This window comes from Mycolicibacterium hodleri, assembly GCF_025822245.1.
Classification (GTDB): Bacteria; Actinomycetota; Actinomycetes; order Mycobacteriales; family Mycobacteriaceae; genus Mycobacterium; species Mycobacterium hodleri.
Genome location: NZ_JACKTL010000012.1, coordinates 1 through 21477 on the forward strand (window position 1 = coordinate 1; position 21477 = coordinate 21477).

Consider the following 21477-nt stretch of genomic DNA (forward strand, 5'->3'; position numbering starts at 1 on the left):
GCGTCGACCTGGCGCCGCTGGGCGGCCGCCTCGCGCGGGCGGGGCGCGCGCTTGACGCGCTTGCGTTCGTCGGAGCCACGCATCGCTTCTCGTCGCTTGGCCATCACGAACCTTCCCTTCCGACGATCTTTTCCGAGGTCCGCTTCTCGAGGGCACGCAGCCGCACCGATGCGCTGCGCGGGTTGACGGCGATCTCGTCGTCCCCCGCCTTTTCGGCGCCCCGCGTCAGCGGTACGAAGTAGGGCTCGTGGCCCGGGAGTTCCATCGGCAGTCCGGCCGGGGTGCGCGACGCGGTCGCCGCGGCGAACTCGCCCTTGACGATCCGGTCCTCGAGGGACTGGTAGGCCATCACGACGATCCGGCCGCCCTGCCGAAGGGCGGACAGGGCCGACGGGATGGCGGACCGCAGCGAGTCCAGTTCCCCGTTGACCGCCGTGCGCAACGCCTGGAACGTGCGCTTTCCGGGGTGTCCTCCGGTGCGGCGGGCGGGGATGGGGATGACGTCGTAGAGCACCTCGACCAATTCGGCGGTCGTCTCGAACGGCTTCCGGGTGCGACGCCGGACGACCTCGCCTGCGATGCGACTGGCGAAGCGCTCCTCGCCGTACTCCTGCAGGATCCGGGTCAGGGCCCTCTTGTCGTAGGTGTTGAGAATCTCGGCGGCGGTCAGCGGGGCGTCCTGGTCCATCCGCATGTCCAGCGGCGCGTCGTGGGAGTACGAGAAGCCACGTTCGGTGCGATCGAGTTGCATCGACGAGACGCCGAGGTCGAACAGGACGCCGTCGACGACGGTGTCGTCGGACCAGAAACCGTCGTAGCGGGTCTGGACGTATTCGACCCGGTCACCGAAGGGGGCCAGTCGCTCGCCGGCGATCGCCAGCGCCGTGCGGTCCCGGTCCAGGCCGACGAGGCGAAGCCCGGACAGCTGCGTGAGGAAGCGTTCGGCGTGGCCACCGGCTCCGAGCGTCGCGTCGACCAGGACGGCGCCGGCTCCGTCGGCACTGCGCCTGGTCAGGGCGGGGACGAGGAGTTCGACGCAGCGGTCCAGCAGGACCGGGTCGTGCGGGTGGCGTTCAGGCATGACGGCAGCGCCCTTGCGAGATGTGGCGGAGTTGAGGGTGGCCGCCCTTGCAGGGAGGTCCCTGTCCGAGATTGCGGACCTGGCGTTGGGGAAGTACGTCAGGGCCGGTTCGGGCAGAGGCCACCTTGCAAGGGCTGGGCCGTGGTCAACGGTCGTTCTAGATGATGTCGCGCAGGATGTCATCGCTGGCCGCGGAGAAGTTCTCTTCGTGGGTCTGCTGATATTCCTGCCACGCTTGGGCGTCCCAGATCTCCAGGTACTCGATGGATCCGATCACCACGCACTCCTTGGAGAGTGAGGCGTACTGACGGTGGTCGGCCGACAGGGTGATCCGGCCCTGAGCGTCGGGGTGCTGTTCGTCGGTCGCCGCGGCGAGGTACCGAAGGAATGCGCGAGCGTCCGGGTTGCTACGCGATGCCTGCGTCGCTCGTTCGGCGACCTTCTCGAATTCCGCCCTGGGATAGACGGCGAGGCTGTGATCTTGGCTCTTGGTGACCATCAACCCCCCTGCCAGCGCTTCGCGGAACTTGGCGGGCAGCGTGAGCCGCCCCTTGTCGTCGAGCTTGGGCGTGTAGGTGCCGAGAAACATCCCGTCACCTCCGCTTGCTGCCCAACTCGCGGAGCCCTAGCCGCTCCGTTGTCAGCCACATTACCCCACGATCCCCCACTTTGCTCCATTCAGGGGCAAAACTTGGACACACTCCCCCACCAAGCACCACGAACTGGCTCGACATGGGGTGGACGACGGCCGACGACGGCCGACCGAACGGACGAAACGCCTGCTAGGGACCCATTGGCCCCGTGGTGGGGCGCGGTGGGGGAAAAGGGCCGACCCCCCACCGACGGGCGCCCGCTGCGGCGTGTCGAACGGCAAAGAAAAAGGGCAGCTCCATACGGAGCTGCCCTACGGTGACGCGAACGTCACTCCTCGAAGCGGCGGCGGAACCTCTCCTCCATGCGACTGGAGAACGAATTGCCACCCTTGGCGCGCTTCTGCTGTGCCGAATTGGGTTCCGGCGCGGCACCTTCCCGGCCACCCGCCAGGCGCGGACCGGTGATCGCGTAGACCACGCCACCGAACATGAGAATGAACCCGACGACGCTCAGCACGGGGAACCCGCTGATCTGAGTGGCTCGGAACGCGACCCCACAGATCAGGAGCGCCAGACCCACGATGAACACCACGGCGCCCTGCAGACGCCGACGCGCAGACGGTGCCCGCAGGTTCCCGCCGCGCACACTCGACGCGAACTTGGGGTCCTCGGCATAAAGAGCGCTCTCGATCTGGTCGAGCATGCGCTGCTCATGATCGGAGAGTGGCATCCGCGCCTCCCATGTTGCGTCCCTGCTGCGACCGCGAATTTACGGTCGTGCGTTCAAAATACGTACGCCCGCAAACCGCGGGGCACCTGGCCTTCATGATACGAGCAGAATCCGGCGCGTACCACCTACTTCTCCGAGTCACTTCGCGGCAACCCCCGAACCGACGTCAGGCCACGATTGTAGTTCCTGCCCCGCCGGTGGCGAGATGCCGCGTCACTGACCGGATAATGACGTCAACTCGGCAATAGCGCGAAGGACATCAAGAGGTTGGCCACGTTCCTCATCGACCTGTCACCCGGCGACATGCAACGGCGCCTCGGGGACGCACTCGGCATCTACGTCGACGCCATGCGCTACCCCCGCGGCACCGAAGATCAGCGTGCCTCCATGTGGCTCGAGCACATCCGCAGACGGGGCTGGACGGCCGTCGCGGCCGTCGAGGTCCCCTCCGCCGACGCCGCGGACCCGCCAGCGCTCAGTTCGGCCCCGATGCTCGGGGTGGCCTACGGCTACTGCGGCGCCCCCGACCAGTGGTGGCAACAGCAGGTCGTGCAGGGCCTCGAACGCGGCGGCGCGGACAAGACCCGCATCGCGGAGCTGATGAACGATTACTTCGAGCTCACGGAGGTGCACATCCATCCGCGGGCGCAGGGCCGCGGGCTCGGCGAGGCGCTGGTCCGACGGCTGCTGGCGGCACGCTCCGAACCGCAGGTGCTGCTCTCCACCCCCGAGATCGACGAGGAGGCCAACCGGGCGTGGCGGTTGTACCGACGCCTCGGCTTCACCGACGTCATCCGGGGCTACCACTTCGCCGGCGACCCGCGGCCGTTCGCCATCCTCGGCAGGAATCTGCCCCTGTAGTACGTCGGGTCCGGCGCCGGTCTGGCACCATGTCGGGGTGCCAACCCGCCGCAAACGCCTGATCGCCTTGCTTTTGCTGGTGCTGATGACGCCGATGATCGCGGGCTGCGTGCGGGTGCGGGCGTCGATCACCGTCTCGCCCGACGACCGGGTGTCCGGCCAGATCATCGCCGCCGCCAAGCCCAAGGACGGCGACGACAAGGGCCCGCAGCTGCTCAACAGCCTGCCCTTCGCCAACAAGGTGTCGGTCTCCCCCTACGAGCGCGATGACTACGTCGGAACCCAGGCGGTGTTCTCCGACCTGACGTTCGCCGAGCTGCCGCAACTGGCCAACATGAACGCCGACGCCGCAGGGGTCGACATCTCCCTGCGCCGGGCCGGTGACCTGGTCATCCTCGAGGGACGGGCCGACCTCACCTCGCTCAACGACCCCGACGCCGACGTGTCGCTCAACGTCGCCTTCCCCGGCGACGTCACCTCCACCAACGGCGAACAGGTGTCCTCGGACGTCGTGCAGTGGACGCTCAAGCCGGGCGTGGTCAGCACCATGAACGCCCAGGCCCGCTACACCGACCCCAGCGCGCGGTCGTTCACCGGCGCGGCGATCTGGCTGGGCATCGCCGCCTTCCTGGTCGCCGGCGTCGTGGGTGGCGTCGCGTGGGCGAGCCGTGACCGCAGCCCCGTCCTGGCCAACCCGCACGACCCGCGCTGATGAATCCCACTAGTCTGAGGGTTCTCTCCAGTGAAAGGGGCAGGCGCTGAGCGTCAACGCTGCCGCGGCACCGTCGGCCATGGAATTGGTGGGGGCGGTCAACGACCGACTGCGGGACTACCTGCAGACCCGCCGCGCCGAGGCCGCCTACATCGGTGCCGACTACGCGGAGATGACCGCCGCCCTCGAGGAGTTCGTCCTTCGTGGTGGCAAGCGCCTGCGTCCCCTCTTCGCCTACTGGGGTTGGCGCGCCGTGGCGCCCGAGGACCGCGCGGCCGACGCCGACGTGCTGCTGCTGTTCTCCGCGCTGGAGTTGCTGCACGCGTGCGCGCTGGTGCACGACGACGTCATCGACGCCTCGGCCACCCGCCGCGGACTCCCCACCGTGCACCGCCGCTTCGCCGACCTCCACACCGAGCGCAGCTGGCACGGCTCGTCCGAGCAGTTCGGCCTGTCCACCGCCATCCTGCTCGGTGACCTGTCGCTGGTCTGGGCCGACGACATCGTCAACTCCGCCGACCTGCCGGACGACGCCCGCCACCGCGTCCAACGGGTGTGGGCCGACATCCGCACCGAGGTCCTCGGCGGCCAGTTCCTGGACATCGTGGCCGAGGCCAGCGGCGCCGAGACGGTGGAATCGGCGATGAACGTCAACACCTACAAGACCGCCTCGTACACGGTGACCCGGCCGTTGCAGCTCGGCGCGGCCGCGGCAGCCGACCGGCCCGACGTACAGGCCATGTTCCACCAGGTCGGCAACGACCTCGGCGTGGCCTTCCAGCTGCGCGACGACGTGCTCGGTGTGTTCGGCGACCCCGCAGTCACCGGCAAGCCGTCGGGTGACGACCTGCGGTCGGGCAAGCGCACCGTGCTGCTCGCCGAGGCCGTGACACGGGCCGACGGCTCGGATCCGTTGGCGGCCAAGATGTTGCGCACCTCGATCGGCACCGACCTGTCGGAGGCGCACGTTCGAGAGCTGTGCCAGGTCATCGAGTCCGTCGGTGCGCTCGCCGCGGTCGAGTCCCGCATCGAGCTCCTCACCGGGCAGGCTCTGGCACTCCTGGACGCGGCGCCCGTCGACGCCGCCGCCAAGGTCGGTCTGGCCGAGCTCGCCAGATTGGCGTCGAACCGGACCGCCTGAGGCGCATGACGACTCCCACCGCCGCGCACCCACCGAGATCCGGCTTCGGTGGCCACGTCTCGCGCCTGACCGCGTTCGCCGCCTCCCCCGAGGGTCGACCGGCTCGGCTCGGCTGCCTGGGCGCGGTGCTGATCACCCTCGGCGGGCTCGGGGCGGGCAGCACCCAACTCCACGACCCCGTGCTGGAGTCGATTCAGCTGTCCTGGTTGCGCTTCGGGCACGGGCTGGTGTTCTCGTCGGTGCTGCTGTGGGGTGGCGTCGCGGCGATGCTGATCGCCTGGCTCTGGCTGGGCCGCCGCGTCGTCGACCGGACCGCCACCACGTACACGATGCTGGCGACGACCGGATTCTGGTTGACGCCGCTGCTGCTGAGCGCACCGGTGTTCAGCCGCGACACCTATTCGTATCTGGCACAGGGGGCGTTGCTGCGCGACGGCTTCGACCCGTACGTCGTCGGGCCGATCGAGAACCCCAATTCGCTGCTCGACGACGTGAGCCCGATCTGGACGACGACGACCGCCCCGTACGGTCCCGTGTTCATCCTGGTGGCCAAGTTCGTCACGCTGGTGGTGGGTGACCACGTCATCGAGGGCACCATGCTGCTGCGGCTCTGCATGCTGCCCGGCCTGGTGATGCTGATCTGGGCCGCCCCGCGAATCGCCCGCCACGTCGGGGCCAACGGGCCTGCCGCCCTGTGGATCTGCGTGCTCAACCCGCTGGTGATCATCCACCTGATGGGTGGGGTCCACAACGAGATGCTGATGGTCGGTCTCATGATGGCGGCCATCGCGCTGACGTTGCAGGACAGACCGGTGTGGGGCGTCGGCCTCATCGCGATTGCCGTCGCGGTCAAGGCGACGGCGGGCATCGCGCTGCCGTTCATGGTGTGGATGTGGATGCATCGGCTCAGGGACAAACGCGGGCTCGGGCCGGCGCGCGCGTTCGGAATCGCAACGGGCGCCTCGGCGCTCATCTTCGTGGTGGTGTTCGCCGTGGTGTCGTGGCTGGCCGGCGTCGGGCTGGGGTGGCTGACCGCGCTCGCCGGGTCGGTGAAGATCATCAACTGGCTCACGGTGCCGACGGCGACGGCCAACCTGGTCAACGCGGTCGGCGGCCTCTTCTTCCCGGTGAACTTCTACGCCGTCCTCGAGGTCGCGCGCATCGTGGGCGTGGCCATCATCGCCATCTCACTTCCGTTGCTGTGGTGGCGTTTTCGGCACGACGACCGCGAGGCGCTGACCGGCATCGCGCTGGCGATGCTCGTGGTGGTGCTGTTCGTTCCCGCGGCGCTCCCCTGGTACTACACGTGGCCGTTGGCCATCGTGTCGGCGCTGGCGCAGAGCAGGACGGCGATCGCGGCGATCGCCGGCTTCTCCACGTGGATCATGGTGATCTTCAAGCCGGACGGTTCGCACGGCATGTACTCGTGGCTGCACGTCACGTTGGCCACCGCTTGCGCGGTGGTGGCCTGGTACTACCTGGCCAAGCACAGAACCCCGTCAGACGCGATTTCGGCGTGATCGGTCACCCCCAGCGCGACCGATCACGCCGAAATCGCGTCTAGGTCAGTAGGCCATCGCCTGGGCGCGGCGCACCACCTCGCGCGCCTGATGGGAATGCAGCGCGTCGACGGGCCGCGCGTTCTCCACGACGTCTCCGGTGCCGTCGCGGCTGATGGTCAGCGACGCGTCCGGGGTGAACAACCACCGCACGATCTCGTTTTCGCTGAACCCGCCGTCGTGCAGCACCACCAGCAGGCCCGACAGGCTCTTCACGACGTGTCCGTGAGCGTCGAAGAAGATCTTCGGCACCACCAGAACACCGTTGCGGCGCACGCTGATCAGGTGCTTCTGGCGCAGATGCTGGTGCACCTTGGTCACCGGGATGCCGAGGATGGACGCCACGGCGGGCAGGTCGTAGACGGCTTCGTCGGGGTCCAGAACGTCGTCGGCAGCCGGAATGTTGCTCACCGGTCCGAGTCTAAGATGCGTGCGTGGATACCAGCCAACGATCGGACCCGCTCGTCGGCCTCGTCGTGGACGGCCGCTACCGCGTGGACGCCCTGATCGCCACCGGCGGGATGTCCGCGGTGTACCGCGGCCTGGATCTTCGGCTGGATCGCCCGGTGGCCCTCAAGGTGATGGATTCCCGGTACGCGGGCGACTCCCAGTTCCTGACGCGGTTCCAGCGCGAGGCCCGTGCCGTGGCCCGACTCAAGGATCCCGGGCTCGTCGCCGTCTACGACCAGGGCCTCGGCGATCACGGTGCCGGCCTCCCGTACCTGGTCATGGAGCTGATCGAGGGCGGGACGCTGCGCGAGCTGCTCCGCGAACGCGGGCCCATGCCGCCGCACGCCGTCGCCGCGGTGTTGACGCCCATCCTCGGCGGACTGGCCGCGGCGCACCGGGCCGGCCTGGTCCATCGCGACATCAAGCCCGAGAACGTGCTCATCTCCGACGACGGCGAGGTGAAGATCGCCGACTTCGGGTTGGTGCGCGCCGTCGCCGAGGCCAAGATCACCTCGACGAGTGTGATCCTGGGCACCGCCGCGTATCTGTCGCCCGAGCAGGTCGGCACCGGGGACGCCACGCCGGAGAGCGACGTTTACGGCGTGGGCGTCCTCGCCTATGAATTGCTCACCGGCGCCACCCCGTTCACCGGCGACAGCGTCCTCGCCGTCGCCTATCAGCGGATGGACAACGACGTCCCGCCGCCCAGTGCCGCGATCGCGGGCGTGCCGCCGCAGTTCGACGAACTCGTGCGACGGGCGACCCGGCGCAGTCCGGGCGACCGGTATCCCGACGCGAGCGCGATGGCCGCCGACCTGGACGCGATCGTGACCGAGCTGGGGTTGCCGCCGTTCCGGGTTCCGGCGCCGGCGAACTCCGCCCAGCACGTCGCGTCGGCCGAGTTCCAGAGTCGCCTGGACGAGCGGGCCGAGCAGGACGACCACACCACCGCGGCCACCGCGCCGCCGCGGCCGCAGGCACCGATCACGACCACCCGCGACGGGACTCCCCCGCCGGCGCCGCGCCAGCACACCCGGGAGATGACGCGCGGTCCCGGCGACTGGGACTCTGCCCCGTCGCCTCGCTCGCCCCTGGAGCGCCCCGGAACCCCCTATCGCTCAGGGCAATTCGCGGGCATCGACATCGACGAGCTGGAGTGGGCCAGGCAACGCGGCCGACGCGTGGCGCTGTTCTGGTCGGTCGGCATCCTGACCCTCACCGCGCTGATCGCCGCCGGGGCGTGGACGCTCGGCAGCAACCTGCAGGGTCTGTTCTAACCCCGCAGCATCTCGGCGACCAGGAACGCCAGCTCCAGGGACTGCTGGGTGTTCAGCCGCGGGTCGCAGGCCGTCTCGTAACGACCGGCCAGGTCGGAGTCGGAGATGTCCTGCGCACCGCCGAGGCACTCGGTGACGTTCTCACCGGTGATCTCGACGTGGATGCCACCGGGATGGGTGCCCAGCGCGTGGTGCACCTCGAAGAAGCCCTGCACCTCGTCGACGATGCGGTCGAAGTGCCGCGTCTTGTATCCGGTCGACGACTCGTGCGTGTTGCCGTGCATCGGGTCGCACTGCCAGATCACCTGACGCCCGGTGGCCTGCACCTTCTCGATGATCGGCGGCAGCAGGTCGCGGACCTTGCCGTTGCCCATCCGGCTGACCAGCGTCAGCCGGCCCGGCTGGTTGTGCGGGTCGAGTCGTTCGACGTACTCGACGGCCAGCTCGGGCGGCGTCGTCGGCCCGATCTTGACCCCGATGGGATTGGAGATGGTCTCCACGAATCCGATGTGCGCGCCGTCGAGCTGGCGGGTGCGGTCGCCGATCCAGACGTAGTGCGCCGACAGGTCGTAGAGCCGCGGCTCGGGCGCCTCGGCGGGAAACTCGTTGGACAGCCGCAACATCGCCCGCTCGTAGTCGAGCACCAGCGCCTCGTGGCTGGCGTAGATCTCGGCGGTCTGCAGGTTGATGTCGTTCACGCCGCACGCGCTCATGAACCGCAGCGCCCGGTCGATCTCGGCGGCCAGCGCCTCGTACCGCGCACCCGCCGGCGACGTGCGGACGAACTCGCGATTCCAGTCGTGCACCGATTCCAGCGAGGCCAGTCCCGACGACGTCATGGCCCGCACCAGGTTCATCGCGGCGCTGGCGTTGGCGTAGGCGCGCACCAGCCGGGAGGCGTCGTGGTCGCGTACCGAGGCGTCGGGGGCGAACCCGTTGACCATGTCACCGCGGTAGGACTTCAGCCCGAGTGCGTCGACGTCGGACGACCGCGGCTTGGCGTACTGGCCCGCGATGCGCGCGACCTTGACCACAGGCATGCTGGCGCCGTAGGTCAGCACGACGGCCATCTGCAGCAGAGTGCGGATGTTGGCCCGGATGTGCGGTTCGGTGTTGTCGACGAACGTCTCGGCGCAGTCGCCGCCCTGAAGGAGGAACGCCTCCCCGCGCGCGACGTCGGCCAGGTGGCCCTTGAGCCGCTCGATCTCCGACGGCACGGTCACCGGCGGCACGCTCTCCAGCACCGTGCGCATCGCCTTGGCCTGGTCCGCGGGCCAGCTCGGCTGCTGGGCAGCCGGTTTGGCGAGGGCGGCGTCCAGCCGCTCGCGAAGGTCACTCGACAGCGGCGGGAGCTCCGGCAGCTGGTCGATGGGCACGTCGACGGTCCAGTTCACCCGTCCATGGTAACTGCGCGCGGACGCTCCCCGTGCATCCCGGTCCCACCCATAGCCGCAGTTCAGGCGCGTGCGGCCCACGCCCCGTCATCGTCGTCGCCATGCGCGGAGAGCCCCGTCACGAGGCGGAACCTGGTCAGGTTGTGCCTGGCGTCCACCAGCGCGTCGTGGGTGTCCCTGGGCCGCGGCGGCATCCGCGGTGAGCCACGGTCCTCCCAGAACTGCCGCAGCTCCCTGGTGAACCGCGGGATCGCGGGCGGCAGATCGGTCATCGGCCCCCAGAGCTGGCACAGCACCACGTGGTCGTAGGCGGCCACCCAGGCCCAGAGTTCGATGGTCTCGTCGCCGTCGACGTCGAAGAAGTCCTCGAGGTCCGACCGGATCTGGCGCCGGGACTTCCACGCCTTCGACGACGGCGACGGCAGCTTCGGCAGCACGTGCTTGCGCACCCAGGCCCCGGCGCGATCCGGGTCGAATTCGGTTGAGATCGCGTAATATTCGCGGCCATCCTCGGCGGCCACCCCGATCGAGATCAGCTCGATGGTGCGACCGTCGTCGATGAACTCGGTGTCGTAGAAATAGCGCATCAGGCAGCGTCCGTCGTCGGAGATGGGGCCGGGTGGATCTCCCGGTCGAGCTGGGCGTCGACCTCGACGTCGTCGGGAAAGTGCGGTTCGCCCGCGACGACGTGCTGCAGCCACAGTTTGGCCGACACGACGGGGCGGCGCAGCCGGCGTTCCCGTTCCAGCGAGCGGTGCATGCGGCGCGGCCTCCTGCCGTAGCGCCACCGCGCCCACGGGGCGTGCGGACGCGACACCCGGATCGCGCCGACGATCAGCAGCGGCGTGATGAACATGCCCACCAGGCCGGTCCACACCTTGCCCTTGAGCAACACCACCACCGCCAGCGCGAGGGTGATCAGGGCTATCCCGACGACGGTGGCCCGAGCCAGCAGCGTCTGGTCCTCCCGCCAGATGTCGATGTCGAAGAAGGACAGCGGGTTGAAGCCGAGGATGAGCAGCCCCGCCACCGCGACCGCGGCGAACACCGCGTCGACCGAGGTCCGGCCGTCCTCGGACCAGTACACGTCCTGCAGGTGAAGGATCAGCGCGAACTCGTCGAGCACCAGGGCCGCGCCCATGCCGAAGAGGATGGCGGCGACGGTGAACTCGGGCACCCCGCCGTCGACGGCGAGCGTCACCATGGTCACCCCGGACACCATGACCAGGATCACACCGATGACGACGTGGTGGATGTGGGTCGAGCCGTGCCCCATGTTGCGCGGCTGCCACCACTTGGGTGGGGTGCCGTCGGCGTTGTTGTTCTCGTTGTGGCGGATGTAGCGGACGATCGTGCGCGTCACCAGGAACGTCAGCAGGAAGGCGATCAGGCACCACATCAGTGGTTGCCGACCCGGGGGGATCCCCAAGTTCAGCCCGAAGTCGAACTTCCAATCGTCGAACACGCGCAAAACTTACGCCGACCAGCGCGCGTCGCGGACCGGATGGTCCCCGACGCGCCGACTGCCCCCGATACTCTGGTCCGCGACATGAGAATTCGGCAGCGCACACTGTGGGCAGGCGTGGCATGGCGGCTGTTCCAGCTGCTGACCGTCGCAGCGGTGATCTGGGCGGGGTGGCGACTGCTGGCGGTGACCCCGTATCGCATCGACATCGACGTCTACCGCATGGGCGGGCGGGCGTGGCTCGACGGCACCTCCCTCTACCGCGACGGCGTGCTCTTTCACACCGGCGCAGGCCTGGACCTGCCGTTCACCTACCCGCCGCTGGCGGCCGCCGTCTTCGCCCCCTTCGCCATGTTGTCCCTCAACGCGGCGAGCGCCACCATCACCGCCGTCACCTTCGTACTGCTGCTGGTCACCACCGTGATCGTGCTGACTCGTCTCGGCGTGTGGGAGACGGCCCCGTGGTCGGGAGCGGGCCCGGCGTGGCAGCGGCGGTGCTGGTTGGCCGCTGCCGTCGTCGCCCCGGCCGCGGTCTACCTGGAGCCCATCCGGTCGAACTTCGAGTTCGGTCAGATCAACGTGGTGCTGATGACGCTGGTCATCGCCGACTGCGTGCCGCGGAAGACGCCGTGGCCGCGTGGGCTGCTGCTGGGCGTGGCCATCGCACTCAAGCTGACGCCGGCGGTCTTCCTGCTGTACCTGCTGTTGCGGCGCGACACCAGGGCGCTGCTGACGAGCGTGGCGTCGGCCGTGCTGGCCACGGCCGTCGGGTTCATGCTGGCCGCCAGGGACTCCTGGGAGTACTGGACGCAGACGATCCGCGACACCGACCGCATCGGCACCGCCACCTACCTGACCAACCAGAACATCGCGGGCACGCTCGCCCGCCTCGGCATCGCCGAGACGCCGCGCTTCGTCATCTGGTTGGTCGCCTGCTTCGCCGTGCTGGGCCTGACCTGGTGGGCGGTGCGCCGCGTGCTGCGCACCGACGAGCCGGGCGCGTTGCGCGCGGGCGATCAGGCGGTGCTCGGGTTGATGTGCGTGGCGATGTTCGGCTTGGTGGTCTCGCCGGTGTCGTGGTCGCACCACTGGGTGTGGGCGCTGCCCGCCATCCTCACCACCGCCGTGCTGGCCCTGCGCTACCGCAACGTCGCCATGGGCGTGATCAGTGCGGTCGGGGTGTTGCTGACGTACTTCGTGCCGATCCACCTGATGGTCGAACACGAGGAGACCTCTGCCGCGTTGTGGCGACAGCTGCTAGGCGGTTCCTACGTGTGGTGGGCGCTGGCGCTGATCGCCGTGGCAGGCGCGGTCACGCTGCGCGAGCACCAGGGCTCGGGGGCCGACGCCGACGTCGCACCGGCGCACGCCGCGACCTAGCCCGCAGCGGACGTGGGCATCCGGGCCGGCGGCGTACCGTCGGATCCGGTCGCTCCCCCGTCGAGTGCCACCTTCACGTCGGCGGCGTACAGGTCGACGTACTCCTGGCCCGACATCTGCATCAGCTCGTACATCACCTCGTCGATGACGGCGCGCTCGATGAAGCGGTTGCCGGCCAGTCCCTCGAACCGGGAGAAGTCCAGGGGCTTGCCGAAGCGGACCTCGACCCGGCCGAAGTGCCACATCTTGGATCCGGGCGGGTTGACGTCGTCGGTGCCGACCATCGCCACCGGGATGACGGGAACGCCGGTCTCCAGTGCCAGCCGGGCGATGCCGGTCTTGCCCTTGTAGAGGCGCCCGTCGGGCGAGCGGGTGCCCTCCGGGTACATGCCGAGGACCTTGCCCTGGCCGAGGATGCGCTGCGCGGTCGTCAGCGCCGCGAGCGCGGCGTCGGCGTCGGTCCGGTCGATCGGGACCTGCCCGGCGGCCGTGTAGAACCAGCGGGTGAACCAGCCCTTGAGTCCGGTGCCGGTGAAGTACTCCGCCTTGGCCAGGTAGGTGATGCGGCGCCGCACCACCAGGCACTTGTAGAAACTGTCGGCGACGGCGAGGTGGTTACTGGCGAGAATGACCGCGCCGCGGTCCGGAACGTGTTCCAGCCCTGTGACTTTCGGTCGCCCGAGCAACGTCAGCAGCGGGCCCATGAACACGTATTTGAAGAGCCAATACCACATCGAGCCTCCCGCGGCGGGCGCCCGGACGGTGCCCTGCGACAACTGTACCCAGTTGCCGGTCAGTCCTCGACGGTGACGGGGATGTGTTGGTAGTGGCCGGGCGTCGACCGTGGCGGGTCGCCGTCCGGTTTCGGGTCGGGCCGCGGCGCAGGGGGGTCGGGGTCGGTCATGGCGTCGGTCATCGCGCGGACCACCGACAGCAACGCGACGCTGTGGTCGGCGATGACGTTGAGCAGGGGGTGCTGTTCGCCGGACACCAGCGCGGCAAGGGCGCAGACCGGGCACCACACCTGCTGACACTGGCCCTGGCTGCCCGACGTGGCCCGCGCGGCGGCCATCCTGACGGCGGGGTCCAGCCGGTTGAGGATCGTCTGCGCCAGCTGCCGCAGCTCCGGGGCGAGGTCGGCGTGGAAGTCGCTCATGACGGCCACACCTCCGGATTCGGTCGAAAGCGCACCGTCAGTTCACCGCCGCGCAGTTGCGCATCCATCACGGTGCATCTCCGCAAGACGGACGCCAACCTCACCCGGCGACGCATGCCACCGGCGCCGATGATCAGGTCGTCGTCGACCCGGCCCAGCGTGAGCGAGCTCGGGTCGACCTGCGCCAACTGTAACCGCATTCGGTAGACGGCTTCGAGACCGGATCCGGATTCGCGGTCCACCACCGGGCGCACGGGTGCCGGCGGCGCCGAGCCGCCGCGGGTCCTGGCGGCGTCGAGCAGTTCGGCCAACGCCTTGGGCCCGATCGGCTCCCCCGCGAGATGCGGCACGAGTACCAGGGTGACGTCGCCGATGGTGGCGTCCAGTTCGTCGAGGACGAGGCGCTGCTCGGCGATCCGCTCGGTGTACCAGTCGAAGGCCGGATGCTCGGGCAGGTTTCGATACTCGAACGACTCGTCCTGCACCAGAACCTGATTCACGATCAGTTCGTGCACCGACACGCCCATCAGGGCCAGCGCGCCGAGCGTGCGGGCCGCCTCCGCGGCGACGACGCGTTCGGGAGTCAGGACCAGGTGCGCGCTCACCAGGGTGGCGTCGGTGAGCAGCTCGCCGAGGCGTTCGGTCGCGGTGGCGATTCGTTCGACCAGGTCGACGACGGCTGCCGACGTGGCTTCCTCGCCCAGCGACAGCCGACGATGTCGCGGCCACGCCCGCTCGAGGTAGAGCCCGAACGTCGCGGGCAGGGTCAGCATCCGCATCGCGTCGGCGGTGGACGCGCAGTCGACGACCACGTGGTCCCAGAGGCCCGAGTCCGCCAGCGCGGCGACCTCGTCGAGGCCGAGCACCTCCTGAATCCCCGGCAGCGCCGAGAGTTCTTCTGGCGCAACGTCTCCCAGGTCGGACTCGGGGAACCGGGCGGCCAGCACCCCGGCCACCTGCCGCCAGCGACGTTCGAGCAGGGCCAGGGTGTCCAGGGCCAGGACGTCGAGGAGGCCGCCACCGGCGTCGGGCCCCGAATCGAGATCGGCGAAGACCCGCGTCGGCTCACGCTCCCCCGTCGGCGTCACCCGGATGCCGAGGACGTCGCCCGTGGAATGGGCCTGATCGGTCGAGACCACGAGCACCCGAAGGCCGCTGCGCGCGTCGCGTACCGCGGCGGCAGTCGCCAAGGTGGACTTGCCCACTCCACCCTTGCCGACGAAGAGGCTGATCCTGGCACTGCCGGCCGCGGAAGGCCGGCCGGGATCGCTGCTCTCAGTCAGCCTCGACTCGTTTCTTGAGATCCTTCAACGCGGTGTCGGTCAGCCGGCGTTCGGCCTTGCGCTTGAGTAACCCGATCATCGGGATGACCAGGTCCACCGACAGTTCATAGGTGACGTCGGTGCCGGAACCCTTGGGGGCCAACAGGTATGCGCCGTCGAGAGCCCTGAGCAGGGAGCTCGACACCAGCGACCACCGCACCGAGGCCCGGTCGGCGGGCCAGGTGTAGGCCAAGACCATGGTGTCCTTGAGCACGGCGGCGTCGAGCACCAGCCGCGCCTTCTTGGGGTAGCCCTCGTCGTCGCTCTCGAGAACCTCGGTCTCCTTGTACTCGGCGACCCAGTCCGGGTACGAGCCGATGTCGGCGATGACGTCCATCACCGTCGCGGGCTCGGCGTCGATGTAGATCGTCTGCGCAGTCTTGTCCGCCACGTGTTCACTTCCCCGGGTCGCTAGAGCGCTACTGGACTCACGTCCGTTCGCCCCGAAATGTACCCGTACCCCGATGGGGAGTACTCAATCAACCGCTCCTGCGAGCCGGGACACTCCGACGCCGCGAGACTCCTCGAGCTTCTGCTTGACCTCGAACGCCATTCTCTTGCCCGCCACCCGCCGCTGATGGTTGACCTTCGCGAGATTCATCTTGGCCAACTCCCAGGCCGCCACGCCGGACGGCTCGGCGTGGACGAAGTAATGCAGGATCACCCCGTCGAAGGACTTCTCCAGCCAGATCTCCATGGTTCCGGTCAGGGCTCCGGTGACGGTCCACCGGTGTCCCGCCGGACCTCGGTCCTCGACCACCGTCAGCCGGAGGTCCGGCCACCACCGCCGCCAACTCACCGGGTCGGCGATCGCCGCCCCGACGTCGGCCGGGTCGGCGCAGACGAACGTTTCGTCGGCCACCTGGATGCTGTTCATCGCCACTCACCTTCACACACGAGCTGCCGCCGTCCTGCCGCGGCCGACTAGGCTGCCATCACTGGTATCCGTCCAAGTATCCGTCCCGCGAGGGCGACCCCGTTCGAAAGGGCCAGATCGTGCGCGACTACAGCGTCCCGGCATCGTTCACCGTCGGCGAGCACGACACCGTGGCCGCCTCCGTCTTCTCCCACGCGGCCGACGACCCCGACCACGTCGTCATCCAGCGCCTCGTCGACGGATCGTGGACCGACGTGACGTGCGCGCAGGTCGCCGACCAGGTCCGGGCGACGGCGCTCGGGCTGATCGCGGAGGGCGTGCAGCCCGGTGACCGGGTGGCGATCCTGTCGGCGACGCGTTACGAGTGGGCGATAGTCGACTTCGCGATTCTGTCGATCGGTGCGGTCACGGTGCCCATCTACGAGACCAGCTCCGCAGAGCAGGTGCGGTTTGTGCTGTCCGACTCGGGTGCGGTCGCGGCGTTCGCCGAGAGCGACGAACACTTCCGCACGATCGAGCAGCTCAAGGACGAACTGCCCGCACTGCGTCACGTGTACGCCATCGCCGGCTCGCGTCCGGCCGCCCTCGACGAGCTCGCCAGGATCGGCGGCGGCACCGATCCGGAGGCCGTCACCGCACGGCTGGCGGCGGTGAAGTCGGCCGACGTCGCGACGCTGGTCTACACCTCCGGCACCACCGGCCGGCCGAAGGGCTGCCAGCTGACGCATTCGAACCTGCTGCACGAAATGCGGGGCGCGAAGGCATGTTTCCCCGCCCTGCTGGACAAGGGCGAGAAGCTGCTGGTGTTCCTGCCGCTGGCTCACGTGCTGGCCCGCGCCATCACGATCGCGGCGTTCGCCAACAGGGTCACGCTCGGTTTCACCAGCGACGTCAAGAACCTGGTGCCCATCCTCGGGGTCTTCAAGCCGACCCTGGTGGTGTCGGTGCCCCGCGTGTTCGAGAAGGTCTACAACACCGCCGAGCAGAACGCCCGCGACGGCGGCAAGGACAAGATCTTCGCAGCCGCCGCCACGACCGCGATCGAGTGGAGCCAGGCCAAGGCCGGCGGCGGGCGACCGGGGCTGCTGCTGAACCTCAAGCACGCCCTGTTCGACCGGCTGGTCTACGGCAAGCTGCGGGCCGCTCTCGGCGGCAACTGCCGCGCCGCGATCTCCGGCGGCGCGCCGCTGGGCGCCCGGCTCGGCCACTTCTACCGCGGCGTCGGCGTCACCATCTACGAGGGCTACGGGCTCACCGAGACCAGCGCGGCGATCACCGTCAACCGCGTGGACGACGTCAAGGTTGGTTCGGTCGGAAAGTTGGTGCCGGGCAACGCGATGCGCCTCGCCGACGACGACGAGCTCCTCGTCCGTGGTGGGGTCGTGTTCGGCGGATACTGGAACAACCCGTCCGAGACCGACGCCGTGTTCACCGACGGGTGGTTCCACACCGGTGATCTCGGGGCGATCGACGACGACGGGTTCCTGACCATCGTCGGTCGCAAGAAGGAGATCATCGTGACCGCGGGCGGCAAGAACGTCGCCCCGGCACTGCTGGAGGACCGGCTGCGGGCCCATCCGCTGATCAGTCAGGCCATGGTCGTCGGCGACGCCCAGCCGTTCATCGCGGCGTTGATCACCGTCGACCCCGAGGCGTTCCCCGGCTGGAAGCAGCGCAACGGCAAGGACCCGTCGGCCACCGTCGGCGACCTCGCCGAGGATCCCGACCTGCTCGCCGAGGTCGACCTGGCCGTCAAGGACGCCAACCAGGCGGTGTCACACGCCGAGTCGATTCGCAAGATCCGCATCCTGCCGGTGGACTTCACCGAGGACACCGGTGAGCTCACGCCGACGTTGAAGGTCAAGCGCAAGGTGGTCGCCGAGAAGTTCGCCGCCGACATCGACGCCCTCTACGCCAAGCCGGGGCACTAACCGGCGAGCAGCTGCGAGAGGCGGTGCGCCTTCGAGCGCCACTGCCATTCGTCTACGACCCAGTCCCTGCCGGCCCTGCCCATCGCGGCGGCCCGGTCGGGATCGGACAGCAGGTCCCCCACGGCGCTGGCGATCGCGCCGACGTCCCACCCGTCGACCACCAGCCCGGTCGTGCCGTCGAGCACCGACTCCGGGGCTCCCCCGGAATTGCCTGCGACCACCGGCACGCCCGTCGCCGAGGCCTCCAGGTAGACGATGCCGAGGCCCTCGACGTCGAGGCCGCGGCCCCGGGTCCGGCAGGGCATCGCGAAGACGTCGGCCATGGCGTGGTGGGCCGGCAACTCCTCGGCGGGCACCCCCTCGGTGAACACCACGTCCTCGGCGACGCCGAAGGAGGCTGCCAACCGTCGGAGGTCGGCCAGGTAGGGGCCGCCGCCGACGATCACCAGCCGCGTCCCCGGCACGCGTTCGCGGAGCGCGGGCAGCGCACGGATCAGCATGTCCTGGCCCTTGCGCGGCACCAGCCGCGACACGCACGCCACGACCGGCCGGTCGCCCAGCCCGTAGCGGGCTCGCATCTGGGCCCTGGCCTCCGGGTCGGGCTGGAACCGGTCGACGTCGACCCCGGGTGACAACCGCTCCAGCGCGGCGCCCGGTCCGAAGGCGGCGGCGAACCTGCTGCGCGTGTACTGGCTGATGAAGGTGACGACGTCGGCGTCGTTTCCGATGCGCCGCAACGCCGTTCGCGCGATCGGGAGCATCGACCAGCCCACTTCGTGTCCGTGGGTGCTGGCGACCACCCGCGTCGCGCCGGCGTGGCGCGCCAGCGGTGACAGCAGCGCCAGGGGTGCGGCGGCGCCGAACCACACCACGTCGACGCCGTGGTCGCCGATGAGCCGTCGCATCCGGCGCGCCACCGAGGGCTCAGGAATCATCAACGTGGTGGGGTGCCGGACGACCCGGAAGTCCGGCTCGGCGGCCCGGTCGTAGTCTTCGGCGCCCTTCCACGTCGGCGCGTAGACCGTGACGGTGTGCTCGCCGGTGAGAACCAGTTCGGTGACCAGGTTCTCCAGATAGGACTGAATGCCTCCCCGCCGCGGCGGGAAGTCGTTGGTCACCAGCAGGACGTTGGCCACCCGTTATCCGCCGAGCCAGGCGCGCCACGCGGCGAGCACCTGGGGCGGGTCGGCGCCGAGGACCCGTTTGATGGCGGTCGCCTGGTCGGGGTGTCCCGCGCCGCATGCGGTGAGGTAGAGCGTGCGCAGCGTCTCCGCGCCGTAGCCGCTCGCGACGAAGCGGCTGAACCACCACGCCCTGTCGTAGGCCAGTGACCGCACGGCGCCGGCGGTGTCCAGGTCGACGTCCGACGGCAGGTGCGCGAGCGCGTCGGCGTCCTGCCGGCTCGGCATCGGGGTCGGCGGTCGACCGACGAAGTCGGCGACCCCCTCGGTGAGCCAGCGGGGTGCGTCGGCGGCGGTGCGGCTCCTGGCGGCGTAGTGAAACAGTTCGTGGCGCAACACGATTCGCAGCGATGCGTCGCTCATCGAGCTGGCGCCGGGGGCGAAGACGATCCGCTGCGCCGTCGTGGCGGCCGCGATGTCGGGCTCGCCGGCGGCCAGCGCGCGAAACTCCTCGTCGGTGCGGGTCAGCACGACCACGACGTTGCGCGGCCAGTCGTCACCCCAGAAGGCGCTGACGGCGTCCGCGGCCCCGTCGAGTTCGCCCCAGACCCGGCTTTCGAGGTCGGCGGTGTCGGCTCCCCCAAGTGACATCAGCGAGACGGTGCGCCCGTCACGAAGCGTCATCGGGTCCGACGGCGTCGTCGGAACGTCGAGCGAGGCGTGGGTGGCGGTGGGCGGCGCCGCCGGTGCGGCGTCGCCGACGGGTCGGGACACCAGCACCGCGGCGACGGCCAACTCGGCGAGCAGAAGCGCGCCGAGCAGCGGTTTGCTAGTAACGACGGACGTTGTGGATCGGCGCATTGTCCATCGGGGCCACCCGCACGGGAGTGCCGTAGGTCGAGGCGTGCACCATCATTCCGTCGCCGATGTAGATGCCGACGTGCGAGGCGTCGGAGTAGTAGGTGATGAGGTCACCCGGCTGCATCTGGTCCATCGACACCGGCTGGCCGCCCTGGGCCAGCGCCTGGCTCGAATGCGGGAGGTTGACACCAGCCTGACCGAAGGCCCACATGACCAGGCCGGAGCAGTCGAAGGCGCCCGGGCCTGCGGCGCCCCACGAGTAGGGCGAACCGATGCGGGTCAGCGCCGCCTGGACGGCGACCATTCCCTCGCCCTCGGCGGGCGGTGCGGGCGCGGCCTCGGGCGGAGCCAGGTCGCCGGGGTTGATGCCGTCCGGTGGGGGTGCGGACGCGAGTACGTCCGGCGGGGGCGGCGGGGCCGCGGCGGGCACGGGAGGCGTGGGCGGAATCGCGGCCAGGGCCTCGCGCTGAGCGGGCGTCAGGGCGGTGTACTGCGACTTCACGATCGCCATCTGGACTTGCAGTTTGCTTTGCTTGGATTGCAGGTCGGCGCGCACCGCCGCGGCCTGCTCGGCGGCGGTCTTGGCGTCGGCAGCCGACTTGGCGGACTCGACTTCGGCGGTGGTGGCCGCCACGGTGCCGGTCTTGAAGTTCTGCATCTGCGCCGACATCTCGGTTGCCATCACCCGCTGCACGGCGAGCTGGTCGATGAGGCCCTGCGGCGAACCGGCCGTCAGCATGGCGTCGAGGCCGTCGGTGCGACCGCCCATGTACTGCGCGGCGGCAACGCGGTCGACGGAGGTCTGAAAGGTTGCCAGCTGAGCCTTGGCGGAGTCGACGGCGGCGACGTCGGCCGCATGCTTCTGATCGGCATCCCGTTGTGCCGCAAGCTTCTTGTCGAGATCCAGCTCGGCGCTGTGCATTGCCTCGGTGGTCTGCTCGGCTTGGCGCGACAGCTCGTTGAGCTTTGCCAGCGCGTCGGCCGCGGGGTCGGCCTGCGACGTTCCGGCAAGCACCCCACCGAAGACCAGCACTCCAGCTATCGCACCAACCATCGGTCGCCGAAGAACACGTGCGCTTCGGTGCATAGCGTTAAACCTCAAGATTTCGCGTCCTTCAACTGCCGTTAGCGAGCCGCTCGAACTGCGTTAGGTCTCAGATAGGTTACGAAACGGCATCGGGGTTGTCCAACAGAGGACGCAAATTTAACAGGTGCCACGGGAATATTTCGCTGCCCGCGACGCCTGGGGGCCTCAAGCGACCCCGTCGGCGCGCCTCCGGTGAATCGGAACCAACCGTAGCCGAGGCGCCAATCCGGCGTCTGCGAGGACCTCTAGCGCTTGGCGCTCGTCGGCCAGCAACGTATCGGGTACGCCCAATAAAACACTGATGACGCAGTCCTGGCACCCGTGTCCACGCACCGCGCAGTCGTCGCAGTCGATGTGGAGGGTCCCGGCGTCGGACCCGGTTCGGTCTGGCGGGGTGGTGCTTGGCAGGTCCGGTCCCGCCTCTGGTCGAGTCATGTCCGTTCTCCCTTCCTTCGAGTCACGAGCGCACGTTAACGACG

At 69.3% G+C, this 21477-nt stretch carries 23 protein-coding genes; 7 read left to right on the forward strand and 16 right to left on the reverse strand.

What is annotated here, in order from left to right:
* Positions 1-103 precede the first annotated feature (103 nt).
* From rsmH to H7J06_RS02920, 3 genes are all read right to left on the reverse strand, one after another.
* Complete coding sequence (gene rsmH / locus H7J06_RS02910; protein WP_372515221.1) at positions 104-1081, reverse strand: 16S rRNA (cytosine(1402)-N(4))-methyltransferase RsmH; 978 nt, start codon at positions 1079-1081, stop codon at positions 104-106.
* A gap of 157 nt (positions 1082-1238) precedes the next feature.
* On the reverse strand, positions 1239-1670 hold the full coding sequence (mraZ, locus tag H7J06_RS02915; protein ID WP_264036834.1) for a division/cell wall cluster transcriptional repressor MraZ: 432 nt from the start codon (positions 1668-1670) through the stop codon (positions 1239-1241).
* 332 nt (positions 1671-2002) lie between these two features.
* Positions 2003-2404, reverse strand: coding sequence for an SCO2097 family morphological protein (locus H7J06_RS02920; protein ID WP_264036836.1), 402 nt, complete (start codon positions 2402-2404; stop codon positions 2003-2005).
* A gap of 267 nt (positions 2405-2671) precedes the next feature.
* Here H7J06_RS02920 and H7J06_RS02925 point away from each other — a divergent pair, with 267 nt between their 5' ends.
* The 4 genes from H7J06_RS02925 to H7J06_RS02940 all read left to right on the forward strand — a co-directional run bounded on the left by H7J06_RS02925 (position 2672) and on the right by H7J06_RS02940 (position 6638).
* A complete protein-coding gene (locus H7J06_RS02925) occupies positions 2672-3265 on the forward strand; it encodes a GNAT family N-acetyltransferase (RefSeq protein WP_264036838.1) in 594 nt (197 codons plus the stop codon).
* 85 nt (positions 3266-3350) lie between these two features.
* Positions 3351-3977, forward strand: coding sequence for an LppM family (lipo)protein (locus tag H7J06_RS02930; RefSeq protein WP_264036880.1), 627 nt, complete (start codon positions 3351-3353; stop codon positions 3975-3977).
* A gap of 79 nt (positions 3978-4056) precedes the next feature.
* On the forward strand, positions 4057-5118 hold the full coding sequence (idsA2, locus tag H7J06_RS02935) for a bifunctional (2E,6E)-farnesyl/geranyl diphosphate synthase (protein ID WP_264036840.1): 1062 nt from the start codon (positions 4057-4059) through the stop codon (positions 5116-5118).
* Positions 5119-5123: 5 nt separating this feature from the next.
* Positions 5124-6638, forward strand: coding sequence for an alpha-(1->6)-mannopyranosyltransferase A (locus H7J06_RS02940; protein WP_264036842.1), 1515 nt, complete (start codon positions 5124-5126; stop codon positions 6636-6638).
* 45 nt (positions 6639-6683) lie between these two features.
* Here H7J06_RS02940 and H7J06_RS02945 read toward each other — a convergent pair whose 3' ends face one another.
* Positions 6684-7088, reverse strand: a complete 405-nt coding sequence (locus H7J06_RS02945) for an Rv2175c family DNA-binding protein (RefSeq protein ID WP_264036844.1) — start codon at positions 7086-7088, stop codon at positions 6684-6686.
* Between the two features lie 23 nt (positions 7089-7111).
* Here H7J06_RS02945 and H7J06_RS02950 point away from each other — a divergent pair, with 23 nt between their 5' ends.
* Positions 7112-8404 (forward strand): protein kinase domain-containing protein, encoded by a 1293-nt coding sequence (locus tag H7J06_RS02950; RefSeq protein WP_264036846.1) that lies wholly within the window; start codon positions 7112-7114, stop codon positions 8402-8404.
* Here H7J06_RS02950 and H7J06_RS02955 read toward each other — a convergent pair.
* The 3 genes from H7J06_RS02955 to H7J06_RS02965 form a co-directional block, all read right to left on the reverse strand.
* Entirely contained in the window at positions 8401-9798 is a 1398-nt protein-coding gene (locus H7J06_RS02955; RefSeq protein ID WP_264036848.1) for a class II 3-deoxy-7-phosphoheptulonate synthase, read from the reverse strand. The genes H7J06_RS02950 and H7J06_RS02955 overlap by 4 nt on opposite strands.
* A 62-nt stretch (positions 9799-9860) precedes the next feature.
* On the reverse strand, positions 9861-10385 hold the full coding sequence (locus tag H7J06_RS02960; RefSeq protein WP_264036850.1) for a polyadenylate-specific 3'-exoribonuclease AS: 525 nt from the start codon (positions 10383-10385) through the stop codon (positions 9861-9863).
* The gene (locus tag H7J06_RS02965; RefSeq protein WP_264036881.1) at positions 10385-11197 is read right to left on the reverse strand and encodes a hypothetical protein; all 813 of its coding nucleotides are present in this window, start codon (positions 11195-11197) and stop codon (positions 10385-10387) included. Before H7J06_RS02965 ends, H7J06_RS02960 begins: the two co-directional genes overlap by 1 nt.
* Before the next feature lie 150 nt (positions 11198-11347).
* Here H7J06_RS02965 and H7J06_RS02970 point away from each other — a divergent pair, with 150 nt between their 5' ends.
* Positions 11348-12643 (forward strand): glycosyltransferase 87 family protein, encoded by a 1296-nt coding sequence (locus H7J06_RS02970; protein ID WP_264036852.1) that lies wholly within the window; start codon positions 11348-11350, stop codon positions 12641-12643.
* Here H7J06_RS02970 and H7J06_RS02975 read toward each other — a convergent pair.
* From H7J06_RS02975 to H7J06_RS02995, 5 genes are all read right to left on the reverse strand, one after another.
* Entirely contained in the window at positions 12640-13377 is a 738-nt protein-coding gene (locus H7J06_RS02975; RefSeq protein ID WP_264036854.1) for a lysophospholipid acyltransferase family protein, read from the reverse strand. The two genes, H7J06_RS02970 and H7J06_RS02975, sit on opposite strands and share 4 nt — an antisense overlap.
* A 59-nt stretch (positions 13378-13436) precedes the next feature.
* Positions 13437-13799: a hypothetical protein gene (locus tag H7J06_RS02980; protein ID WP_264036855.1), complete on the reverse strand. Its 363-nt coding sequence runs from the start codon at positions 13797-13799 to the stop codon at positions 13437-13439.
* Positions 13796-15082 carry an ArsA family ATPase gene (locus H7J06_RS02985; RefSeq protein WP_264036883.1) on the reverse strand — a complete coding sequence of 429 codons (1287 nt, stop codon included), beginning with the start codon at positions 15080-15082 and terminating at the stop codon, positions 13796-13798. Before H7J06_RS02985 ends, H7J06_RS02980 begins: the two co-directional genes overlap by 4 nt.
* Positions 15075-15512 carry an SRPBCC family protein gene (locus tag H7J06_RS02990; protein WP_264036857.1) on the reverse strand — a complete coding sequence of 146 codons (438 nt, stop codon included), beginning with the start codon at positions 15510-15512 and terminating at the stop codon, positions 15075-15077. Before H7J06_RS02990 ends, H7J06_RS02985 begins: the two co-directional genes overlap by 8 nt.
* 84 nt (positions 15513-15596) lie before the next feature.
* Positions 15597-15998: a polyketide cyclase / dehydrase and lipid transport gene (locus H7J06_RS02995; RefSeq protein WP_264036859.1), complete on the reverse strand. Its 402-nt coding sequence runs from the start codon at positions 15996-15998 to the stop codon at positions 15597-15599.
* Positions 15999-16117: 119 nt separating this feature from the next.
* Here H7J06_RS02995 and H7J06_RS03000 point away from each other — a divergent pair, with 119 nt between their 5' ends.
* Positions 16118-17929, forward strand: coding sequence for an AMP-dependent synthetase/ligase (locus H7J06_RS03000; protein WP_264036862.1), 1812 nt, complete (start codon positions 16118-16120; stop codon positions 17927-17929).
* Here H7J06_RS03000 and H7J06_RS03005 read toward each other — a convergent pair.
* The 4 genes from H7J06_RS03005 to H7J06_RS03020 all read right to left on the reverse strand — a co-directional run bounded on the left by H7J06_RS03005 (position 17926) and on the right by H7J06_RS03020 (position 21433).
* On the reverse strand, positions 17926-19065 hold the full coding sequence (locus tag H7J06_RS03005; protein ID WP_264036864.1) for a glycosyltransferase family 4 protein: 1140 nt from the start codon (positions 19063-19065) through the stop codon (positions 17926-17928). The genes H7J06_RS03000 and H7J06_RS03005 overlap by 4 nt on opposite strands.
* A gap of 3 nt (positions 19066-19068) precedes the next feature.
* The gene (locus H7J06_RS03010) at positions 19069-19911 is read right to left on the reverse strand and encodes a DUF4157 domain-containing protein (protein WP_264036866.1); all 843 of its coding nucleotides are present in this window, start codon (positions 19909-19911) and stop codon (positions 19069-19071) included.
* On the reverse strand, positions 19880-20998 hold the full coding sequence (gene ripC, locus H7J06_RS03015; protein ID WP_264036868.1) for a peptidoglycan hydrolase RipC: 1119 nt from the start codon (positions 20996-20998) through the stop codon (positions 19880-19882). Before ripC ends, H7J06_RS03010 begins: the two co-directional genes overlap by 32 nt.
* A gap of 165 nt (positions 20999-21163) precedes the next feature.
* Positions 21164-21433: a hypothetical protein gene (locus H7J06_RS03020; protein WP_264036870.1), complete on the reverse strand. Its 270-nt coding sequence runs from the start codon at positions 21431-21433 to the stop codon at positions 21164-21166.
* Positions 21434-21477: the final 44 nt, after the last annotated feature.